Source organism: Novosphingobium sp. PhB55 (assembly GCF_004368805.1).
In the GTDB taxonomy this organism is placed as follows: Bacteria; Pseudomonadota; Alphaproteobacteria; order Sphingomonadales; family Sphingomonadaceae; genus Novosphingobium.
The window spans coordinates 181,901-198,098 of the sequence record NZ_SODQ01000004.1 but is presented as its reverse complement, the minus strand read 5'-3'; the positions used below and the strand labels follow the sequence as shown (position 1 = coordinate 198,098).

Annotated in this window: 13 protein-coding genes; 2 read left to right on the top strand and 11 right to left on the bottom strand. The window is 67.3% G+C overall.

The window, feature by feature from the left end:
* Positions 1 to 18 precede the first annotated feature (18 nt).
* The 4 genes from EDF57_RS11150 to EDF57_RS11135 form a co-directional block, all read right to left on the bottom strand.
* Entirely contained in the window at positions 19 to 3,240 is a 3,222-nt protein-coding gene (locus EDF57_RS11150; RefSeq protein WP_243841011.1) for an alpha-L-rhamnosidase, read from the bottom strand.
* Positions 3,237 to 5,246: a right-handed parallel beta-helix repeat-containing protein gene (locus tag EDF57_RS11145; RefSeq protein WP_134094290.1), complete on the bottom strand. Its 2,010-nt coding sequence runs from the start codon at positions 5,244 to 5,246 to the stop codon at positions 3,237 to 3,239. Before EDF57_RS11145 ends, EDF57_RS11150 begins: the two co-directional genes overlap by 4 nt.
* Positions 5,247 to 5,298: 52 nt before the next feature.
* Positions 5,299 to 6,027 (bottom strand): SDR family oxidoreductase, encoded by a 729-nt coding sequence (locus EDF57_RS11140; protein ID WP_132266962.1) that lies wholly within the window; start codon positions 6,025 to 6,027, stop codon positions 5,299 to 5,301.
* A gap of 61 nt (positions 6,028 to 6,088) precedes the next feature.
* Positions 6,089 to 6,937: a fumarylacetoacetate hydrolase family protein gene (locus EDF57_RS11135; protein ID WP_134094289.1), complete on the bottom strand. Its 849-nt coding sequence runs from the start codon at positions 6,935 to 6,937 to the stop codon at positions 6,089 to 6,091.
* Between the two features lie 183 nt (positions 6,938 to 7,120).
* Here EDF57_RS11135 and EDF57_RS11130 point away from each other — a divergent pair, with 183 nt between their 5' ends.
* A complete protein-coding gene (locus EDF57_RS11130) occupies positions 7,121 to 7,960 on the top strand; it encodes an amidohydrolase family protein (RefSeq protein WP_243841010.1) in 840 nt (279 codons plus the stop codon).
* Between the two features lie 2 nt (positions 7,961 to 7,962).
* Positions 7,963 to 8,967, top strand: a complete 1,005-nt coding sequence (locus EDF57_RS11125; RefSeq protein WP_134094287.1) for an aldo/keto reductase — start codon at positions 7,963 to 7,965, stop codon at positions 8,965 to 8,967.
* Positions 8,968 to 9,010: 43 nt separating this feature from the next.
* Here the strand turns inward: EDF57_RS11125 and EDF57_RS11120 are convergent, their stop codons facing one another.
* The 7 genes from EDF57_RS11120 to EDF57_RS11090 are packed head-to-tail and all read right to left on the bottom strand — an operon-like array spanning position 9,011 to position 16,186.
* Positions 9,011 to 9,934: an SDR family NAD(P)-dependent oxidoreductase gene (locus tag EDF57_RS11120; RefSeq protein ID WP_134094286.1), complete on the bottom strand. Its 924-nt coding sequence runs from the start codon at positions 9,932 to 9,934 to the stop codon at positions 9,011 to 9,013.
* Positions 9,931 to 10,818: an SDR family NAD(P)-dependent oxidoreductase gene (locus EDF57_RS11115; RefSeq protein ID WP_134094285.1), complete on the bottom strand. Its 888-nt coding sequence runs from the start codon at positions 10,816 to 10,818 to the stop codon at positions 9,931 to 9,933. The genes EDF57_RS11120 and EDF57_RS11115 overlap by 4 nt, the downstream gene beginning before the upstream one ends.
* A 5-nt stretch (positions 10,819 to 10,823) precedes the next feature.
* The gene (locus tag EDF57_RS11110) at positions 10,824 to 11,390 is read right to left on the bottom strand and encodes a nuclear transport factor 2 family protein (RefSeq protein ID WP_134094284.1); all 567 of its coding nucleotides are present in this window, start codon (positions 11,388 to 11,390) and stop codon (positions 10,824 to 10,826) included.
* A complete protein-coding gene (locus tag EDF57_RS11105) occupies positions 11,380 to 12,276 on the bottom strand; it encodes an SDR family NAD(P)-dependent oxidoreductase (protein ID WP_134094283.1) in 897 nt (298 codons plus the stop codon). The genes EDF57_RS11110 and EDF57_RS11105 overlap by 11 nt, the downstream gene beginning before the upstream one ends.
* Complete coding sequence (locus tag EDF57_RS11100; RefSeq protein ID WP_134094282.1) at positions 12,273 to 12,803, bottom strand: nuclear transport factor 2 family protein; 531 nt, start codon at positions 12,801 to 12,803, stop codon at positions 12,273 to 12,275. Before EDF57_RS11100 ends, EDF57_RS11105 begins: the two co-directional genes overlap by 4 nt.
* A gap of 36 nt (positions 12,804 to 12,839) precedes the next feature.
* Positions 12,840 to 13,841, bottom strand: a complete 1,002-nt coding sequence (locus EDF57_RS11095) for an NAD(P)-dependent alcohol dehydrogenase (RefSeq protein ID WP_208324847.1) — start codon at positions 13,839 to 13,841, stop codon at positions 12,840 to 12,842.
* A gap of 5 nt (positions 13,842 to 13,846) precedes the next feature.
* Complete coding sequence (locus tag EDF57_RS11090) at positions 13,847 to 16,186, bottom strand: TonB-dependent receptor (RefSeq protein WP_243841009.1); 2,340 nt, start codon at positions 16,184 to 16,186, stop codon at positions 13,847 to 13,849.
* Between the last annotated feature and the right edge of the window lie 12 nt (positions 16,187 to 16,198).

The window sequence follows — 16,198 nt, the reverse complement described above, 5'->3', positions numbered from 1 at the left end:
CGTCCCCCTCGCCCCGGATCAGCTCCGGGACGAGGGGCCCTGGGCCGTGAAACGGTACTCGCCCGAACCGACCTCGATCACCAGGCGATCGCCGCGCATGCCGACGATCTCCACGCCCGGTGCGTCCGGGAGCGCGCGCCCGCTCTCGCGAACGGCATCGGCCGAGCCGGCCGGCAGGCAGACTTCCGCGCGCGAGTTCGCCGGCACCACCAGCCGCGCATCGAACTGCCCGGCCGCGTTGCTCCACTCCGTGACGATACGGCCGAGCACGCTTTCGTAGCTTGCCCCACCGCGCGGCAGGCGCGGGTCCAGCACCGGGTCGAAGCGCCACTTGAGGAAGCCCGCGTCGAGCGGGTCGATCCCGGCCACGCGGCGGAACACGAAACCCGTCACCGCGCCCAGCGCATAGTGGTTGTACGAATTCATCGAAGCGTCCGCCATGTCGGCGTTCCAGCGCTCCCAGATCGTGGTCGCGCCCTTGGCGATCATGTAGCCCCACGAGGGAAAGGCGGTGCGCAGCAGCAGGTCGTAGACCAGCGCATGCTCGCCTTGGTCCGCCAGGGCATCGAGGCTGAACGGCGTGCCCAGGAACCCGGTCGAGAGCAAAGTGCCGCGCCGCCGGATATCCGCTGCGAGCTTCGCCGTCGCCGCCGCGCGCAGGCCCTCGGGCACCAGTCCGAAACGCAGCGCGAGGATGTAGCCGCATTGCGACCCGTTGCCGACACTGCCGTCCGGCCGCACGAAGGCCGCGGCGAAAGCGGCGGTGATGTCCTTCGCCAGTTGCTCGTAGCGTTCCGCCTCGGGCTGGCGCTTCGCCCCGCGCGCCATCTGCGCCATGGCATCGGCCGAGCGTTTCCACATGGCCGTCGCGATGAGGTCCTTGGGCGTGGTCTCGTCCCCCGGCTCCTTGGCGTCCAGCGCCACCCAATCGCCATAGTCGTAGCCGCGCAAGTGACGCCAGACATGGTCCGGGTTGCTGTCGGCGATGAAGCGCATGTAGCGCGTCATCGCCGACCAGTTGCGCTCGACGATCGCGGTGTCCCCGTAGCGCTGCCAGACCGTCCAGGGCAGGATCACCCCGGCATCCGCCCAGCCCGGCGAGGCGCCGAGCAACTGGTCGCGCCAGCCGGAAGGCGCATAGTCCGGGAATTCCCCGCGCGGCCCCTGAGCGTCGCGCATGTCGCCCATGAAGCGGCGGGTGAACGGGCCGACGTCCATGGTGAAGGCCGCCGCGTCCCAGAACACGTTGGCGTCCCCCGTCCAGCCCAGCCGCTCGTCGCGCTGCGGGCAGTCGGTAGGCACGCCGAAGAAGTTGGAGCGCTGGCTCCAGCGGCTGTTCTGCCACAGGCCCTGGATGATCCGGTTCTCGATCAGTGGCCGCCCGGTTTCGGGCAAGGCGCTGGATACGACGATCCCCGCGATCTCGTCTGCGGTGGGTGCGCGGCCCAGTCCGCTGACTTCGACATAGCGGAAACCGAAATAGGTGAAGTGCGGCTGGTACGTCTCGCCCGCCGGATCGCCGCGCAGGGTATAGAGGCAGGCGCAGCGCGCCGACCGCAAGTTCGCCTGATCGACATGACCGTCCGCGCCGAGGATTTCGGCAAAGCGCAGCGAAACCTGCTTCCCGGTCGCCCCGCGGGCCTTCAGTTCCACCCAGCCCGCGAAGTTCTGGCCGAAGTCGATGACGTGCCGGTCGCCGTCGAAGCTGGTGATGGATTTCGCCGCCATGCGCTCGATCGGGCGGATCGGCGGGCCGACGTGAGCGACCAGCGCACAAGGCGGGGTCTCGCCGATCCGCACGGGCACCCAGCCTGCGCCCCGGAACCCCGGCTGCGACCAGCCGGGCTGCTCCAGCCGGGCGTCGTAATCCTCGCCGTAGTAGATTTCCGCCTGCGTCACCGGACTTTCGGGGCGCAGCTGCCAATCCTTGTCGGTCGCGACAAGCGAGCGGGTGCCGTCGGTGTGCTCGACCTCGAGCTGCGCGAACAGCCGCAGCGGCGGATTGCCGAAAGCATAGCGCCCGGCCGGGGCATGGTAGCTGCCATACCATCCCTCTCCCAGCATCGCGCCGATGGCGTTGGCGCCCGGACGCAGGAGTGCCGTCACGTCGTAAGTGCGGTAGAGCGCGGTGGAACGGAAATCGCTGCTTTCCGGCGCAAGGCAGACATCGCTGATACGCGCGCCGTTGATTTCCGCCAGATAGGCGCCGAGCGCCGTCATCCGCAGCCGCGCCTGCCGCACCGGCTTGGCCAGCCGGAACTCACGCCTGAGCATATAGGCACCGCTCCTCGGCCAGGCCTGGGGCTGGTCGGCGGAGCGGGTCGCCGCGGCCCAGCGCGCATCGTCGAAAGACGCCTCGGACCACCCCTCGGGCGCATGGACGGCCGTACGCATCGTTTCGCTGGTCAGGCGCCGGCCAGCGGTACGGATCATCGCGGTAGCGGCGATCTCGTGGATTTTCGGCCCATTGAAGCCGCGCGGATTTTCCACCCGGAAGCCCAGCACATGACGCCCCGTCGCCAGCTGCCGCGTCGTTACCGCTACCGGATCGATACCGAAACGCTTGAAACCCACGGGGACTTCCACTTGCGCCCCATCCAGCCAGAGCGTCGACTTGAAGTTCGCCGCCGTGAACAGCGTCACGTCCCCGGGTTCTGCCAGATCGAAGGCGAGACGGAAGAAGCGCGGGGACTCGTCCGCCGTGCGGTCGCCGCGCATCCACACGAAACCGGCCGCGCGGTCGGCGCGTTCCAGTTCGGTCTGCGCCTCGATCCACTGCGCCTGCCAGTCCGCCTTGTCGAGCAGGCCCATTTCGAACGTGGCGACCGGACTGGTCGCGCGCAGGCCCGCATCGTCGCGCACGAGGACGCGCCAGTAGACCTTCTGCCGCGACTTCAGCGGCGCACCGAGCCAGCCCATGTCCATGCTGCGGCGGGTGAGCACTTCGCCCGCGTGCCACAAGTCCGGCGTGCCCGCCTCCAGCAGCGCGGCGCTCGACGCGGCCTGAACCTCGCAGCGGGTCTGGGTCACGCCGCGCCGGTCGCTTTCCAGCCGCCACGAGAGCCGCACGTCCTGCTGGTCGAGCCCGATCGGCGCGACCAGTCCCTCGGCGCGAAGATCGACCACGCGCAGCGCCGCCGCCTCCTGCGCCAGGGCCGAACCCAGCGGCATCCCTGCGGCTGCACCCAGCGCGCCGGCGCTCTTGAGCAGCGCACGGCGGTCAAGGCCGGCCCCGCTCACTTGCGCACCCCGGCCGCGTCGATCACGGCCTGCGCCTCGGCGGGCCAGTTCCGGTCGGGCACCAGCGGATTGTCCCGCGCGACGTTGCCGATCTCCTCCAGCCAGCGCCCGCCGGTGGTGTTGACCGTGTGCCAGTTGCCGGTGGCAAGGTTGTCAGTGGAGATGCGCCGCTTGTACATGGCGCCCGCGGTGTTGATATTGAGCCACTTGCCGCCCGTCTCGACGACGTTGCCGGCGATCCTGAAGTGCTTCGAGCCCTCGTCGAGATAGATCGCGATGCGGTTGCCGATGTCGAAGATGTGATTGCCCCGGATCACCGAGTCCGGGTTGGCCGAAAGGTTGTAGATCGCGCCGCCGTCCATGAACCAGGTCTTCACGCCGTGGATGCGGTTGCCCTCCACCACGGTATCGCGCAGCGTCGTGGGCGTGGTGAACCTGGTGTTGTGGACGTAGCCCTTCGCGTTCTCGTCGTAATTCGGGTTGCCGCCCGCATCGTTGTAGCCCCAGCCCCAGCCGACGGCGATCCCGTCATAGGGGGCATCGCTGATGTCGTTATGAGCGATGCGCGCGCCGGTCACGTACGTGGTGAGGATCGCCGCGTTGTCGCGGTAGTCCTGGCTGACGGTGACGACCGTATTGTCCTCGATCGCGAGGTCGCGGTTGACGAGGCGGGGATCGGCCGGGTGGTGTGCCTCGACCCGGACGCCGCCCGCCATGATCGCGCTGCCCGAGAGCACGGCGAAGCGATTGCGCGTCACACGCACACCCTGCGCCGCCAGCCCCACGCCCGAAAGGTTGGCATTGGCGTCATTGCCGATGCCGAGCGCCACCTGGCCGAGCTGCGAGAAGGTATTGCCCGTAAAAGTGACGTCGCGCGCCGCGGAGACCTGCACGGCGGCAGGCATCTGGTGCCATTTCTGGCGCATCGATTCGAACTCGGTACAGCCCCAGCCGCAGCTTTGCCAGGCATCGGCGGGGCGGATCGGAGAGGTCTCGTAGAGGAACGCGCCGCTCTGCTGGTTGGCATAGCCGGTGGGGCGCGAGGGGCCGAGCCAGCTCGTATGCGAAAAACGCAGGCCTTCGAAGCGCAGCCGCTCCACCGGCGCCTCGGGCGTGCCCGCGATGGAGACCAGCGCCTCCAGCCGGGGCACGATCACCTCGCGCCCGGCGATGTCCTCGTCCAGGCCCATGCGCAGATAGAGCTTGCCCGCCTGCGGGTCGATCACCCACTGATAGGGACGCGAGTGCCACTCGTTCGCCTTGCCGACGAATTCCAGCGCATTGGTCAGGAACAGGCGGCTGTCGTCGGGGAAGATAGGCTTGGAGATCGTGTCGTAGCCCCAGGTGTTGTTGTCCCAGGCGGGCTGCTGCATCGTCACGCGGCCGCCCGCGATGGCCTTCACGGGAGAGAAGCGATCGGTGAAGAAGCCGGTCGCCTCCAGCTCCACCCGGTCCGGCCGGGCCAGCGTGGAGAGCCAGTCCAGCTTGGGGTTCACCACGTTGAAGCCCTGCGCATCGAACTTCACGTCTGCAGCGCGGATCTCCACCCAGGGCCGCTCCGCCAGCGTGCCGTCGACCCAGACCTGCCGGGTATCGAGGCCCTTGGGCACGTCCGCGACCCAGATGCGGCGCTCCGCATCGTAAGGCTTGAACCCCGTCACCGCCATGCCGCCGGAAATCGTGGGATGCGCGCCCGGCGCCGCCTTCCATGTCACCGCATGACCGCCCAGCCCTCCATCGCCGCGCCGGAACGAGAGCGGCGCCTCCAGGCGGTAGGTCCCCTCTCCCAGCAGCACCGTTACATCCGCCTTGGCATTGCTGCGTTGCACCAGGGCCTGTGCGCGGGGAAGCGAGCGGACCGGCCGCGCCGCCGTGCCGGGATTGCGGTCGTCGCCTTGCGGAGAGACGTGCACTTCGACGGCGCGCTCCTGGGCGATGGCCGGCAGGGCGCTGGCGCCCGCCGCCAGCAGGGCCAGAAGGCGCGCGATGCGGCGGGCCTCGATCATAGTTCCGTCTCCCTTTTCTTGTTCTTGCCCGGATTCTTGTTCTTGTGCGGAATCAGCTGGTCCAGCCGCCGTCGATCACATGGATCCCGCCGGTGGTGAAAGCGGACTCGTCCGAGGCCAGATAGACCGCGAGCGCTGCCAGCTCCCCCGGTCGGCCGAAGCGGCCCATCGCCTGCCTTGCCGTGAATTCCGCATAGGCTTTCTCGAAATCGCCGGTGTCGCGCAGGCGCTGGAGCAGCGAGGGCGTTTCCACCGTGCCGGGGCAGATCGCATTGCAGCGGATGCCCTGAGTGACGAAGTCCACCGCGACCGATTTGGTCAGCCCGATCACCGCCGCCTTGGTGGTCGAATAGGCGAAGCGGTTGGGCACGGCCTTCACGCTGGATGCCACCGACGACATGTTGATGATCGAGCCCCGCCCGAGCGCGATCATCTGCGGCAGCACGGCCCGGATCATGCGGTATTGCGCCGTGACATTGAGCGCGTTGGAAAAGGCCCAGGCCTCCTCGTCGCAGTCGAGAATGGTGCCGGGATGGACGAAGCCCGCGCAGTTGAACAGCACGTCGATGTCGGGGTGCGCCGCCGCAGCAGCCTTTACGGCATCGGCGTCGGTCACGTCGAGCACCAGCGTTTCCGCACCCTCGAAGTCCGCCAGCACATCGGCGCGGATGTCCGTCGCGATCACCCGCGCGCCTTCGCGCAGGAACGCTTCGGCACTGGCGCGGCCGATACCCTGTCCGGCCGCCGTCACCAGTGCAGTCTTACCAGCAAGACGCCCCATACTCTCTCCATCATCACGTAATACGTATGATGAATTAAGCGCATGGGGCGCATGCTGTCAATCAGTCTATCGCGACGAACTCCTGCCGCTGCGTGCCCAGCTTCTCGATGCCCAGGGTCACCACGTCGCCCGCCTTGAGGTACCAGGGCTCCGGCTTCTGGCCGAGGCCGACGCCCGGCGGGGTGCCGGTGGTGATGACGTCGCCGGGAAGCAGCGTCATGAACTGGCTGAGGTAGGACACGATCTGGGCGACGGTGAAGATCATCGTCGAGGAACTGCCGTCCTGCACACGCTTGCCATTGACCTCCAGCCACATGCCCAGCGCCTGCGGATCGCCCACTTCGTCAGCGGTGACCAGCCAGGGTCCGATCGGCCCGAAGCCGGGGAAGCCCTTGCCCTTGTCCCAGGTGGCGCCGCGCTCCTGCTGCCACTCACGCTCCGACACGTCGTTGACGACGCAGTAACCCGCGACATGATCGAGCGCCGAAGCTTCGTCCACATGGTAGGCCTCTGTGCCGATGATCACGCCGAGTTCGACTTCCCAATCGGTCTTTCGCGAGGCGCGCGGGATCGTCACCGGATCGTTCGGCCCCTGGATGCAGCTCACCCACTTGTTGAAGACCACCGGTTCCTCGGGGATCGGCAGGTTGGATTCGGCGGCATGGTCGGCATAGTTGAGGCCGATGGCGACGAACTGGCGCGTCCCGCCCACGCAAGGGCCATAGCGCACGGGGCCTTCGATCAGCGGCAGTGAAGCCGGGTCGATCTGGGCAAGGCGCGACAAGGCGTCCGACGAAATCGCACCGGAATCGATGTCTCCCACATGGCCGGACAAGTCGCGGATGCCGCCCTCGGCATCGATCATCGCTGGGCGCTCGTTTCCGGCTTCGCCGACGCGGCAGAGTTTCATTCTTGGCATCCTTTCGTCTTGATTTGTCAGGGCGGCATGGACAGCCGCATCGCATGTTGTATGATGTCGTATGTTTATTCAGGGCGCAAGGCCGGAAGGCAAGGGAGAGGACATGACCGCCGCGTTTCGGACGACCCGCTGCAGAGCCGCGGCGCGCCGTCGGCCCCATCCGGGGCGGCGCCGGTGACGCGTCCGCGCATTCTCGATTCGCATCAGCACTTCTGGCGCATTTCAGCGCCGGAATGTAGCTGGCCCGATGCCGACTGGCCACTGTTGAACCGCGATTTCCTTCCGCCCGACCTTGCCGCGGCCACCACGGGTGTCGATCTTGCGGGCACGGTGCTCGTCCAGTCCCAGCCCGACGACCGCGATACGGACTGGCTCTTCGCCCTTGCCGCCGAAGAACCCATGGTGCTGGGCATCGTCGCCTGGGCCGCGCTTGACGCGCCCTGCGCGCCGCAGCGCATCGCCGCGCTGGCCCGGCGCCCCAAGTGCGTGGGCCTGCGTCCGATGCTCCAGGCCCTGGCCGACAGCGAATGGCTCCTGCGACACGAACTGCACCCCGCCATCGCGGCCATGGCCGAGCAGGGCCTGCGCTTCGATGCCCTCGTCGAGCCGCGGCACTTGCCCGCCCTCGCCCGCTTCGCAGAGGCCTGGCCGCAGATTCCCATCGTCATAGACCACGCCGGCAAGCCCGGCGCGGCCGCCCTTGCCATGGACCCCTGGCGCGCGGACCTTGCCGCCCTCGCCCGGCTGCCGAACGTGTGGTGCAAACTTTCGGGTCTGCGCACGCAGCAGGCAAAGGGGCAGGACGCCGCCGCACTGGCGCCTTATGCCGCGCATGTGTTCGAATGCTTCGGCGCGCGCACCATGTGGGGCAGCGACTGGCCCGTGCTCCTGCACATGGGCGACAGCTATGCCGACTGGATCGACGATACCCTGATGCTGGTGGGCGATCTTGGCGCGGCCGACCGGCAACGCCTGTTCGAAGGCGCGGCACGTCAATTCTACGGACTGGAGTAACCATGGCGACGCAATCGTTCCCGGCACCGCTGAGCTTCGGCTCGGCCGCGATCGGCAACCTCTATCGCCCGGTCCCCGACGCGGAGGCCTTCGCGGTGATCGAGGCTGCCTGGGAGGCGGGCCTGCGCTACTTCGACACTGCACCGCACTACGGCTTCGGGCTGAGCGAAAAGCGGCTAGGCGAAGCGCTGGCCACGCTGGACCCGGCAGGTGAAGCCGTCATCTCCACGAAAGTCGGCCGCCGCCTGGATCCGGCCCCCCTTGCCGATCTCACCGCCCTACGCCAGGGTTTCATCTCGCCCGAGCCTTTCGAAAGCGTGTTCGACTACGGCTACGACGCCGTCCTGCGCTCGCACGAGGCCAGCCTGAAACGCCTGCGACGCGATCGCGTGGACATCCTGCTGGCACACGACATCGGCAGCTATGCCCATGGTGCCGACCATGCCGAAAGGATGCGGCAGTTCCTGGACGGGGGCCTGCGCGCCATGCAGGAACTGCGCGACGGCGGCGCGGTGGTCGCGATCGGGCTCGGCGTGAACGAAACCGCGGTCTGCGAGGAAGTCCTGGACCACGCCGATCTCGACGTCATCCTGCTGGCCGGGCGCTATACCCTGCTGGAGCAATCGCCGCTCGATCGCCTGTTTCCCCTATGCGCCGCGCGCGGAGTGCGCATCGTCGCCGGGGCACCCTTCAACTCCGGCATTCTCGCGCGCGGGGTGCGGAATGGCCTGCCCGCGCCTTACGAATATGGCGCGCCCTCTGCCGATATCATCGCGCGGGTGGGCCGCATCGAAGACTTGTGCGCCGAATTCGGCATTCCGCTGGCGGCGGCGGCATTGCAGTTTCCGGTACGCCATCCGATCGTGGACGCCGTGATTCCCGGCATCGCCACGAAGGCCGAACTGGATGCCGCGCTGGCGTTGATGTCCACGCCGATCCCCGAGAGCTTCTGGAGCGCCCTTGCCCAAGCCGGGCTGGTCGACAGCCGCGCGCCTCAACCCGCCTGAGCCGAACCTTTCCGCACGGCCGTCAAACGATGGAACCGAACGCCTAGCCCGCCTCCACGCCTCGGCGCACCAATTCGAAACTGCGCGCCATATGCTCGGAAAAACCGTCCTCGGCGGGGTGGAAGGTCCACTGGCGGGACATGTCGCGGATCTCGCCGATTTCCGCCGCCACGCGGTCGATGGTCCAGTCCGGCCGGTAGACGCCCTCGGTCTCGGCGATGAAGGCGCGGGCCACGCGGCCACCCATCGAGACGTACATCTCGCCCGTCACCGAGCAGCTTTCATGCGCCAGCCAGCCCACTACCGGGGCGACCAGTTCCGGGCCCATCGCGGGATATTGCGAGGTATCCAGCCCTTCGGCCATGCGCGTCACCGCGCCCGGCAGGATGATGTTCGATTTCACCCCATGCGCCGCGCCCTCGATGGCGACGATGTTGTTCAGCCCGATCATGCCGGATTTGGACACGGCGTAGTTGACCACGCTCGGCATCGAATAGAGCCCACCGATCGACCCGGTGAGCACCACCCGGCCGTAGCCCTGCTTCACCATGCGCTCGAAAGCCGGGCGCACGACGTGGAAAGCGCCCAGCAAGTGCACGTCCACCACGCTGCGGAAATCGTCGTAGCTGATCTCGTCGAGCATCGCGAAGCGGTTGTTGCCCGCGTTGTGGATCACCACGTCGACCCGCCCGAAGGCATCCAGCGCGGCCTCGACAATGGCTTTGCCGCCCGGTTCCGTGGCCACGCTCTCGGTGCAGGCCACCGCCTCGCACCCGGCGCCGCGAAGGGCCTGGGCGGCCTGCTCGGCCGGGCCGGCATCCGATCCGGAGCCCGAGAGCGCGCTGCCGTTGTCGGCGACCACGATCCGCGCGCCCAGCCCGCCCAGCAGTTCGGCATAGGCACGGCCCAACCCGCGCGCACCGCCGGTGATGACGGCCACTTTTCCATCGAAACGGCGTTCGGTCATGGCCTGCTCCAGGTGGTTTCGCCGGCGCTCCACAGCGGCGCCCCGCGCGTTTCGCGCAGCGAGGGGATCGTGCGGCCGTCCTTGTCCGTCACGCCATATTCGGCGGCGAGTTCGGCATTGATGAAAGTCCCGCCCGACCGCGCCTGAACCTGCGGGTCCATTGCCAGCGCGGCGATCACCCGCCCCGGGAACTCGGGCGAGGAGCCGACCGCGCTGTTGAGCTGGCCGGCCATGCCGGGCACCGTCTTCAGGTTTTCCCTCGCCCGCTCGGTATACGTGAAGCCCTGCCAGAGCGAGACGGCGCTGACGCCGGTATCGCGCAGCTCGTGCCCCATGTCGCGCATCATCCGGTCCGTGGCGGTCTTGGTGGTGCCGAACACGACATCGTAGGTATAGGTCACGCCGACATAGCCGGAGAGCGCGGCGATCAGGCCGGAACCCTGCGGCACCATGATCCGCGCCGCATGCCAGGCGGCAATATAGGCGGCACGCATGCCGGTATCCCAGATTTCCCACGCATCCAGCGGCTTTTCCCAGAACCCGTCGCGGCGGGTCATGGCCTCCGGAATGGCCATGGCATTGTTGGCGAGGATATCGAGCCGCCCTTCGTCCCGGCGCACTTGCGCGAACAGTGCGGCGATCTGCGCGTCGTCCTTGAGGTCGATCGCGACGGCCACGCCCTTGCCGCCGCGTGCCTCCACCTCCGCCACCGTTTCCGCAAGCGTTCCCGGCAAGGGGTTCTGGCCCGCGCCCGTCGTCCTGCCCGTGACGTAGACGGTCGCGCCATGCTCCGCGAGCGCGCAGGCGATGCCCTTGCCGATTCCCCGCGTGGCCCCGGTCACGACCGCGACTTTCCCGACAAGTCCGTCGGAGATCCGGCCCACCTCGCTCACTTCCTTGCCGGATTGCTGGGCGCGCGGCGGTTGACGAGCGGCCGCTGGTAGGACGGATCGTCCTTGTCGCGACTGGACACGCCGTTCAGCGCGATGCCCGGAACGTCGGAGAAGGGAACGGCCATAGGCGGCGGCATGGAACCCCATTCGATGACATTGGTGCGCAGCGCGATCCGCCAGACATCTCCCCGCCGCTCCAGCCGGTCGATGTAACGGCCGCCTGCGATCCACAGCAGCTCGCCGCGATTGCGGCCGACGAACTGATAATAGGTTTCGGTATGGGCGGTGTCGCCGTCGAGATCGATGGTGGTCTGGAGCAGCGCGTGATGGGTGAGGATCTGCCCGGCCTCGTGCATCGGCACCGCCCAGTCCCAGCAATCCGCCGCCGACCCCACGAAAGGCCCGGCCGCCATCGTCGCATCGTCCCAGAACGCCGAGAGGTATATGTCCCGGTCGAACCGGTCCATCCCGCGCGAGAAGCGGGCCAGGCATTCGCGAATGTCCTGCTTGTCCAGCAGTTCGTCCAACCGCGCCGCGCGGTCTCGGGGGGTGTCACTTGCCACGGTAGTCTACCTCCGCAATGGGCTTCCATAGGGGCGAACCGCGCGAGGCGCGGGCGGATTGGATCACTTGGCCGTCCACGTCGGTCAGGCCGTATTCCTGCGCGAGTTCGGCCGTGACGAATTCTCCGCCGGAGCGCTTCATCACAGCGGGATCGGCGGCCAGCGCGGCGATCACCCGGCCCGGATGCTCCACGCTGCTGCCGTGCATCTGGGTGATCGAGGCGGTCATCTTGTCGCCCATCCTGGCAAGATTGTCCTGCGCCTTCTCGGTCAAGGTCAAGCCCTGCCAGAGCGTCAGCGAGGCGACGCCGTGCGGTTCCAGTTCGATCGCCATGTCGCGCGCCATGCGGTCGACCGCCGACTTGGACGTGCCGAAGATCACGCTGTACGTGTAAGTGACGGCCGCGAAGCCGGAAATCGCCACGATCAGCCCGGATTTCTGCGGCGCCATGATCCTGGCAGCGTGCCAGGCCGCCACGTAGTTGGACCGCACGCCCACGTCCCACATCTCCAGGTTGGAGAGCGGTTTTTCCCAGAAGGCCTTGGGCTCCAACAAGTCGTCCGAGAGCGTGAAGGCATTGTTGACGAGGATGTCGAGTCGTCCCTGCTCGGCGGCTATCCGCTCGAACAGCGCGGCCACGGCGGCATCGTCGCCATGATCGCAGGCCACCGCAACACCGCGCCCGCCGCTCTCCTTGCCGCGCGCATCGCATTCGGCGGCCGTTCCACCGACGGTGCCGGGCAGGTAGTAGTCCCCCTCCCGCACGGTGCGCCCTGTGACGTAGACGGTCGCGCCCTGTTCGGCCAGGACCAGCGCGATCCCTTTGCCGATGCCGCGGCTGGCGCCGGTGACCAGCGCGACCTTGCCGGCCAGCGGCGCGCTCATGCCGTTTCTCCGGCGAACCAGCGCTCGCTGAAGTCGTCCTTGGCGCGGCCGGGGAAGTGCTCGGCGGTGAAGGGATAGCCCATCACGCCCTTCGACCAGTCGGCGGCGGCGCCCCAGTCCTGCTCCCAATCGTAGAGCATCACCCGGTCGGCAATGCGCCATTGCCCGTCGCGCTTCTCGAACGTGTCGAGGTAGCGGCCGCCGATGCAGGTGTCGCGATCTCCCTCCCCCATGTCCACGCGGTGATAGGAGAAGACATGGCTTTCGACGCGCGCGCTATCGCCGTCCAGTTCGATCACCGACTGGCCGATCAGGTGCTGCGTATCCTTGATGGCATCGGCGCCGGGCACGACCCAGGCCAGATAGGCGTCGAAATCGCCGGCATAGACGCCGTAGTCGAACCGCGCCTCCGGCCACCAGCAGGAGCGGATCAGGTCCGCGCTGCGCCGGTCCTCACCGCGCGCAAGGCGGGCAACGCAATCGCGGATCGCCTCGCGGTCGAGCAGGGTCTGGATGTCTGGCGTCATTGGTCCTCTCCGTTTTCGGTGTCAGCCCGAATTCATTCAAATTTCGATGCAGATTTTGCCCACCTGCTGGCCCGAACGCATGTGCGCGACGGCGTCTTCCAGGGCGTGAAGCGGGAACACCCGGTCGATCACCGGATGAATATCATGCGCCTCGATCGCGCGAACCATCTCGATCTGGTCGCGGTGGCTGCCGACCGTCACCGCCTGAAGGCAGAGGCGCTTGGCCTGGACCGCGGCGAAGGGCATCGTATCGACATCGAACCCGGCTACCGCCCCGATGATCGCGATGTGGCCGCCGGTCCGCGCCGCCTTGAAGCTTTGCGCAAGGGTATTGGGTCCGCCCACCTCGATCACATGCTCGACGCCTAGGCCGCCGGTCAGTTCCAGCACGGCGTCTCCCCAGTCCGGCGTGGCGATGCGGTCTATCACATGGTCCGCACCCAGTTCGCGCAGGCGCTCCTGCTTTTCCGGGGTCGAACCGATGGCGATGACGGTGGCACCCGCCGCCTTGGCGAATTGCAGCGCGAACAGCGAAACGCCGCCGGTGCCCTGCACCAGCACATGCTGACCGGGGCTGACGCGTCCATCCGTAACAACCGCGCGCCATGCCGTCACGGCCGCGCAGGGCAGACATGCAGCTTCCACCAGCGAGAGATTGCCCGGCGCGCGCGTGAAGTGCGAGGCCGGACGCACCGCTTCCTCGCAAGCGAAGCCATTCGCGGGACCGCCCGGCGCATTGTCGAGTTCGGCGCGGTAGACATGGCCGTCGCGCCAATTGGGGTGGAAGGTGCTGACCACCCGGTCGCCCAGGGCAAACTGCGTCACGCCCGCAGCGACTTCCACCACTTCGCCCGCGCAGTCGGACAGCGGGATCAGCCCCGGCGGCGAGGGAAACACGCCCCCGATCACCAGCCCGTCGCGAAAGTTCAGCGAGGCGCCGTGCACCCGGACGCGTATCTCGCCCGGCCTCAGAGCCTCCGCTGCCGGCAGCTCCACCAGTTCGAGCTGCCGTTCGCCGCTGGCGGGCGCAAGGCGCATGGCCTTCACCGGAACTTCGCGCCCAGCTGGATGCCGTAGGTCACCGGCGCGTTCCAGACCGAGCCCGTCCCCAGCGTGTTGAACAGCACCTGCGTGCGATAGCGTGTGTTGGTCACGTTATCGCCGAACACCGCCACGGTGTAGCGCTCCGACGGATCGGTCCATTCCGCCCGCAGCGCCAGCACTTCGTAGCCCTTCTGCTTGAACTGCTGCTCGGGATCGAAATAGAAGCTGGAGGTGTAGTAGAGATTGCCCGACAGCGTCAGCCCGCCGCCGGCGAGGTCCAGCCGGTAGCTGGCGCCGATATTGCCCGTGAAATCGGGCGCGCGCTGCATCTTGTAGCCGGAGGCGTCGGTGGAGGTCTGCGTGATCGCGCCGGGTCCGAAACCGCCCAGAGCGGTGGGGATGCAGGCCATCGCATTGCTCAGGTCCGCAATCGCCGGATCGCAATAGCTATAATAGGGCGCGTTGGTAAACGACTTGTACCGCGCATGGGTCCAGGCCGCGCCGCCCAGCAGCGAGAAGGCATCGCTGACCTTGTAGCGAAGCTGCGCCTCCAACCCGTAGATTTCCGAGGACGCCGCATTGCGGATCTGCGCCGCGCCATTCTGATAGCTGGACACCTGCAGGTTCTTGTAATCGTAGTAGAAGCCCGCAAGATCGGCGGAGAAGCGGCGATCGTCGTACTTGAAGCCCACTTCGAAGGCGTCGATCTTCTCGGGCTTCACCGGCTGCTGCGAATAGCCGCCGACGTTCAGGATGCCCGCCTTGTAGCCCCGCGTCCACGATGCGTAGACGCTCGATTCCTCGCTGGGCTTGTAACGGACCACCACGCGCGGCGTGAAGCTGTCGTTTTTCAGCCTGTTGACCGGGATGCGCACGCCCGCGCCGCCCGAATAGGACACCGGCAGACCGTCCGGCCCGATGTAGGACGTGGTCGTCGCGTTGGTGACGAAGTAGGCGTCGCCCACCGTGTCATGGCTGTACCGGCCGCCCAGCGTGAAGAACAGCTGGTCGCTCACCGCATATGTCGCGTCCAGGAATGCGGCGTAGGACTTGGTCGTCGTGCTCGATCCGCCGAACGGGCCATAGGGCGATCCGCCGAAACTGGCGCCGATGTCCCAAGTGTCGCGGATCTGGAAATAGTTGAGGCCCGCCGTCCACTGCAATGGCGATCCCGCCTTCGAATTGACGAGGAATTCCTGGCTCCAGGTCTCGTCATTCACGCCGACGAAGATGTTGAAGAACGGCAGCGCCGTCGCGTCCAGATCGCCGTGATAGGGCGACAGGTCCTTGCGGTACTGGGTGTAGGAGGTGAACTCCGCAAGGCCCAGATCGGCCTTCAAGGTTGCCTGAAGCGCGTCCGAATTGGTGCGGAAATCGACCGGGGTGTTGAGCAGGACCTGCCCCGGCTTGGTGGCATAAGTCGATGACGGCGCATAGAAATAGACCAGCGGCAGCCCCTGGGAGCTGGACGCCCCGTAGATCGCCTGACCGGCGGGCGAAACCTTGTCGAGGAAGCCCGCGCCGCCGCTCTTGTCGACATAGGCGTTCACCAGCTGGGTGGTCGGATCGTCGGTTTCCGCATGGACCCAGCGCAGCAGCAGCGAGACGTCGTCGGTCAGATCGGCCTTCATGCCCACGCGCAGCGACCAGTTTTCGTACCTGCCGATATCGTCGTCATCGGTGGCCAGGTCGGTGAAATAGCCGTCGCCGCGGCGATAGAGCCCCTCCACGTCGATCGCGACGCGGTCGCTGATGCCGAAGGTGGCATAGGCCTGCGCTTTCAGCGCATTGAAGCGGCCATAGCTGACCTTGGCCTCCGCGCCGGTATCCGTGCTGGGATCGGCCGTGGTCACCAGGATCGCGCCGCCCGTGGTGTTGCGGCCGAACAGCGTACCCTGCGGTCCCTTCAGCACCTGGATATTGCGAACGTTGAGCAGGTCGAAGTCCGACATGTAGGTGTTGGCCTGGAAGAACCCATCGACATAGATGCCGACATTGGGACCGCCGCCCGAAGTGGTTATGGCCGTGCCGACGCCGCGAATGGTGGGCTGCACCGCGGGTCCCTGGCTGTCGAAACGCAGGCCCGGCGTTACCCGCGCGGTATCGGAAAGCTGCTGGACATTGGCAGTCGCCAACTGCTCCGCCCCCAGCGAGGTGACGCTGATCGGCACGTCGCGCGACTGTTCGGCGCGGCGCTGCGCGGTGACGATGATCTCGGAGGAGGCGGCTGCCGGCTGCGGCGCGGCCTGATCCTGCGCATGTCCGACTTGCGGAAACATCAGCACTGCCGCCATCAATCCATAAAACGATGCAGCGCCCGCGAAACGCGCTTCAGCCATGACACTCTCCCC